At 41.4% G+C, this 6,000-nt stretch carries 4 protein-coding genes; all 4 read right to left on the bottom strand.

Annotated elements, in window-relative coordinates; genetic code table 11:
• Positions 1-810: 810 nt before the first annotated feature.
• The gene (locus F6K40_RS23000; protein WP_293139428.1) at positions 811-2,583 is read right to left on the bottom strand and encodes a R3H domain-containing nucleic acid-binding protein; all 1,773 of its coding nucleotides are present in this window, start codon (positions 2,581-2,583) and stop codon (positions 811-813) included.
• A gap of 408 nt (positions 2,584-2,991) precedes the next feature.
• Positions 2,992-4,209, bottom strand: a complete 1,218-nt coding sequence (ldpA, locus tag F6K40_RS22995; protein ID WP_293139427.1) for a circadian clock protein LdpA — start codon at positions 4,207-4,209, stop codon at positions 2,992-2,994.
• A gap of 236 nt (positions 4,210-4,445) precedes the next feature.
• Positions 4,446-4,712, bottom strand: a complete 267-nt coding sequence (locus tag F6K40_RS22990) for a hypothetical protein (protein WP_293139426.1) — start codon at positions 4,710-4,712, stop codon at positions 4,446-4,448.
• 18 nt (positions 4,713-4,730) lie between these two features.
• On the bottom strand, positions 4,731-5,207 hold the full coding sequence (gene ndhN, locus F6K40_RS22985) for an NAD(P)H-quinone oxidoreductase subunit N (RefSeq protein ID WP_293139425.1): 477 nt from the start codon (positions 5,205-5,207) through the stop codon (positions 4,731-4,733).
• Between the last annotated feature and the right edge of the window lie 793 nt (positions 5,208-6,000).

Here is a 6,000-nt window from a genome sequence, read left to right as displayed (position 1 = left end):
TTAATTTCAATAATTGTTTAATTAAGAATTCAAGCCTCAATTTTAATTCAAAATTCAAAATTCAAAGTTCAAAAATTTTGGTTTATTCCTTAATTTCAATAATTGTTTAATTAAGAATTCAAGCCTCGTTCGTACCTAACGAAAAAATCAAAAATATTTTCCTGATTTCAAACCTCTGACTTTCCTGCTCATGCTGCGCAAATAAGCAGAGGTTATAATTTTGAATGGCTTTGTTGTAATAGCCATAGAAAATCCGTTCCGCTTTTCGGTTGTCCCCGACATGAAAGGTGAACCTAGTGGCAGCTATATCACCCTCTTTCAGATTATTGATGTTTGATTCATTTATTGGCCAATAGTTAAAGCGCTCAAAGCCTTTACAGGTATGACTTTCAGCCTTTTTTTATCAATCTTTGATGTTTGATTCATTTATTGGCCAATAGTTAAAGCGCTCAAAGCCTTTACAGGTATGAGCTTCAGCCTTTTTTTAATACCGAAGATAATAGATTTATTTATTGGACAATAATAGCGAGCGCGACATGAAAAGCGTTTGCGCAGCATTCCGCAGGAAAGCGTAACGCACCGTAACATTTAGGATAGGCGGTGCGTTACATTTCATTAACGCACCCTACCAAACTTAATCCGTGTATCCGTGCCATAATCCGTGTGAGCCACACTCTCAAATCACGCTGGATAAATACGCAAACGTCGGTTAGGTTCCTCACCAAAACTAGCAGACTTCAACCGATAACGCACCCTACCAAACTTAATCCGTGTATCCGTGCCATAATCCGTGTGAGCCACACTCTCAAATCACGCTGGATAAATGCGCAAACGTCGGTTAGGTTCCTCACCAAAACTAGCAGACTTCAACCGATAATGCTCAACCAACTCATGCTGCATCTTACGCACCTTCGGAGAACGTGGCAAAAGCTCAACAGGTTGCCCCTTCGGAATCACAATTTGCTCCACCGCCAACCTTGTTTCCTCCAACGCCTCCATCTCATCCTCCGAAGCAGAAGCAGCAAACAAACTCAAATCAGCAAACTCAGGAGTAGCAGGATCATCCATATCCAACAACCGTCGCAACGCCTTAGCAATTTGAGGCAAACCACTATTCTTAATCACATGAATAGGCACCTGACGAGTCTTCGCCGCATGACGTAACTTAGACTGTTTCCGGGTGTGCGATCGCAAAGCCAAAACCACATCCGCACTATCAATATCCTTAGTCAAAACCACAGGCAAACCCAAAGTAGTAATCACCTGCTCCATTTGATGCCGTGGAATAGCATAAGGATAGATATGCAAAGGCAAATCCTCACCATTCGGACCTCTACTTTTATCCTCCCAACGTCCTGCTGTGCCATGAGAAAACATCCCATTCCCAGACAAAGACTCATCCAACAACTTTTCAAAAGACTTAGCCTCAGAAAACTCCAGAGGTTGACTAACTTGACTTGTATTCGGCAACGGCATCATGTAACCAGAATCCCGAAAACCACCACCCGCAGTCAACATCTCCCCCGACTGTTTCAGTAACCGCCCCGCATTACCATTAACACCCGCACCCAATCCAGGGGTACTGTTCAACTCTTGTGTAATCTTCACCTCACCAGTATCATCCATAGTCCTCACCTGTGGATTAGGTTTTTGCCCCCGCAGCAAAGCATCAACAGTATCAGCAACCTGCTCGTGAACCACCCAACGATGCCTTTCCAACATTTCCACAGCAATTTCAAAAGTTGGCGGTGCCTTACGTTCCAAAACAGTCTTTTGAGAACCCCGCCGTCGAGCCTCATCATCACCCAAAGTTACAGCTTGAATACCCCCGATCAGATCCGATAAAGTTGGATTTTTTACCAAATTTTCAATCTGATTTCCATGAGCAGTACCCACCAACTGCACCCCACGTTCGGCAATTGTTCTCGCTGCCAAAGCTTCCAATTCCGTACCAATCTCATCAATCACAATCACCTCCGGCGTATGATTTTCCACCGCCTCAATCATTACTCGATGCTGTTCTTCAGGAGTCGCAACCTGCATCCGACGGGCACGGCCAATAGCAGGGTGAGGCACATCTCCATCTCCAGCAATTTCATTAGAAGTATCAATAATTACGACCCGTTTTCCCAAATCATCAGCAAGCACCCGCGCAATTTCTCGTAGTGCCGTTGTTTTTCCTACACCGGGGCGACCAAGCATCAAAATTGACCTTCCCGTTTCCACCAACTCACGAATCATAGTAATTGTGCCAAATACTGCCCGCCCCACTCGGCAAGTCAAACCAATAACTTCTCCCGTGCGGTTGCGCATCGCACTAATTCGGTGTAGCGTCTGCTCAATACCTGCTCGATTATCACTGCTAAAATTGCCAACTCGTTCTAGAGAATAACTCAGGTCTTTTCTCGAAACAGGAATTTCGCCTAAATATTCTGCGTGGGATGGAAAACGAGCTTCTGGGAAACGACCCAGATCCATCACAATTTCAATCAGATGATTTCGCTCTTGATGCTGCTGTAGGGGCCGTCTGATTTCATCCGGCACAATTTCCAATAGTCTATGAAGGTCGTCTGTAATGTGCATTCTATAATTTAAAATTACTTTATCTACATGGGTGATAAAAGAAATCGATGAGAGGCAAGAACTGAAACCTTAAAGGAAGCGGTCAGCAAGCGGTCAGCAATCAGCAGTAGCGCGTCTAGCTTGAAAAAAACCTAACCCCCCAAAAATCCCCCCTTACCCCCCTTTGAAAGGGGGGATGAGGGAAGGGAGAGTTTCTCTCCTCTCCTTGTAGGAGAGGGGTTGGGGGAGAGGTTTTCGGTGGTTGCTCAAACTTATCCACAATTTTAGTCTAGACGTCCTAATAGAATCATTTTTTTAGATTTTCAAGGGCATTTTCACCCAAGTTAAAAAAGCCGATCGCTGTTTGCGAAGCATTCCGGTATAGAAATGCTAAAAGCTGATAGCTAGTTAATTCAAGCTCTTACTTATCTAAAATCTTTTAATTTGGGAAACCAGAGAATTAGCTAAACTGACAGCTTCCCAAAGAATTTCTGGTACAGTTTCTAACTTTGTGAGTTGAGAATTTTTACTCTGGTGTTGATTAAAATCTTTGACTTTGGCACCAGTTGTACCGCAGGCAAATTCAATTGCCTGTAATTGTAAGTTGTGCATTTTTTCTAATTTCTCCAAAATTGGTGACAACAAAACACGAGCATAGCTACCATAAGCTACACCAGCAACAAATTTATTCTCTGAAATGGGAGTATTTAAGTTATTGATAGAGTCTTTGTCTTGTTCGAGACTCTTATCTGCTAGCAAACCCGCAGTCATTAACTTGGCTACGGTAGAATTATTTGTACCGCCTGCTAGTTGTACATATCCTGGTAATCCGGCATCTAACACCTTTTGACTCAACTTAATCGTAGCTGCGGTAGCACCTGCCCCAATATCTCCACTCATCGGTTTACCATCAGTTTGCCAAATTAGAGCGCAGGGAAGAGGAGAGATAATTTCATACAGACTTTGTAAATACTCTATTAACCCTTTCCCATCCGGACAACTAATTGCAATTAATTTTAGTTGGCTTACCCAAGGTTTTATACTTTTCCAGAGTCGCTCAAAATCAGTTTCTCTTCCCACTTGAGTATGAATTTCTATCGCATCTACACCAGTCGGCAATACTAATGATGCAATAGAACTGGGAGTAGATACATAAGAGCGAGCCTGTATTAGTTTGTTAGGACATACAGACAAACACCTACCACAACCATAGCAAAGTTCATCTATTACTCCTGAATAGTTAGGTATCACACCATTTCTATTTTCAGAAAAAACTATAGCTTCTGCCGGACATATTTTCTCACAAGGTCGCCAACAGTCTGTGGGACAAATACTGGGGTCAAACTCAGCTTTCCGAAAATGAGGATCTTCTCCATCATTAATGCTGACCATTATCCATGGCCTTCCTTGGTAGCCAAATTTCCGATCTTTCCCCCAAGACTTAAGCTTAGATGCAACTTCCACAGCCTCTTTAGCAGCAGCGATCGCCGCCGGATCTGCAGCCACATCAATACAATCTGCACCAGCCAAGGTATAAGCTAATGTTAGATTTCTCACCGTTGGCAGGTGTTGAAAACTGGCCCCACAGATCAATTTAAACCAGTGGCCTTCTTTTAGGGAATTTAAAGGATAGTAGCGTTCTCTCACGCTGAATATAGTAGCCTTGAGCTTAAAAAATTCGAGGTAAAAAGGTAAAACACCCCAACAAAGGTATATTATAGTTGAAGTTTTATTTCTCAGCCTTTAATGCCTCATACTGTTTCACGGAAGTTAACAGTCAGTAGGAGTGATTCGCTAATCACCCATACAAAAGTCAAAAGTTAAGGTTTCTAGGCTCAAAACTTTGACAGCAAAGTAGTTTCAAGAAATTATTTAATCAGAACTTACGCAGAACCTCCATATCTAGTAGGGGCGAATGGCATTTGCACTCTACAAATAGCGTCTTGTCTAAGAAGTTGCGTAAGTCCTGTTAATATGTAAAGTTTGAAACTATTCGTGACATCTTGAAAGTGAAGGTAGTCCACAATTAAATATTTGTGGTACAGAGTGCCAAGTGGGATAGAGGGAATACAGCAAAAAGATTGAAAAATACTCCAACAAATCTGGTTATACTTTTTTCCTACACTTCCCACACTTCCCACACTTCCCACCCTCCCTACACTCCCTAGCTAGGCAGGTACCAAAGTATCTTGTAGTGGTGTCCACCTAAAGTAGCGATCGCCACCCATTTCCACTACCACCTTTACCCGTGGTTCCGACTTAGGTAGGACAGTTAAATACTCAATTTCTTGACTAGATAGAATCTGACCCTCTAGAATCCACAGAACTAAACCTTTAGCCTTGGGTGGTAAATTGTCCAATTTATGGCTCAACATTGGTGTTACATAGTAAACATAGCCAACGCAGGCATCATTACCCACAGTTTTCTTACCCAAGTGAGGAGGTCTAACTCCATGTACCCCCGTGAGATACATGGCCAAATCACCTAATCCTCTGGCAGTAATATTGTGACTTACATACCCAGAAGCTCTTAACCGACGTTGATAACGCCCTTCAAATCCACCTTCCAGAGGAACATAAACGGCCAAAGATCCAGACTTCTCTAAATCCCGAATCATTCCTCGACCAGTTGTAATCAGTGCCATGCTTAATCTTTTCCCTAATTCTTAGAGCCTAGCTAATTCTACTTGGTCTACATTATAGTTCGTGAAACCAAAAATGTTGATGTTTCTTGCAACTTAAAAAAAAATTCTTTCAATCTCTAGACAAGTTTTAGTAAATGCTATACAATGATTTATTGTCGCCGAAAAAAGGTTGATGTGGTCTGAAAAGCATTAACCACCTATTATAATCTCAAAAGTCAGGAAAAAATTAATCTTTATTGGACAATAGGTTGAATCTCGACAGTCTATAGATTAGAGAAACTCCATACTTATAAGATGAGATAGGAATTATTTGTTAGTGGCTGTTAACAAATAATTAAACGGATACTGAGTAGCAAGCTACTCAAGTCCTGGCAAATATACAGTCATAACTAGATCAATAAAAACTGAAAAGTAATAGTGTAGCAAGTAAGGAATTATCGCCTTCAACAGACGATAAAAATTTATATTGTTAATTATTAGCTCCAGAATTCATATAACGTTCAGGAGAAAAGTTTCAGTCAAAACCTAACTACTTCAACCTACTAGAAAAAATGCAGGTATAATTCTGACTGTATTTTTTTGTGGGTATAGTTACTGCTGTTCGGTATTCAAAAGCAATTGATAGATTTATGAGTAAATAAAAATTAAATCTAAATCTATTTAACTAGATCAGGACTTACGCACCAAGCGCCATATTTAGTAGGGGCGAATGGCATTCGCCCTATACAGATAGCGTACTGTGAATTTGCGTAAGTCCTGTAGATATCAGCTATCAGCAGTTTTGGGTTAAAAT

Source organism: Okeania sp. SIO3I5 (assembly GCF_010672085.1).
Classification (GTDB): domain Bacteria; phylum Cyanobacteriota; class Cyanobacteriia; order Cyanobacteriales; family Microcoleaceae; genus Trichodesmium.
The sequence above is the reverse complement of the archived record's forward strand: the minus strand, read 5'-3'. Positions and strand labels throughout refer to the sequence as shown.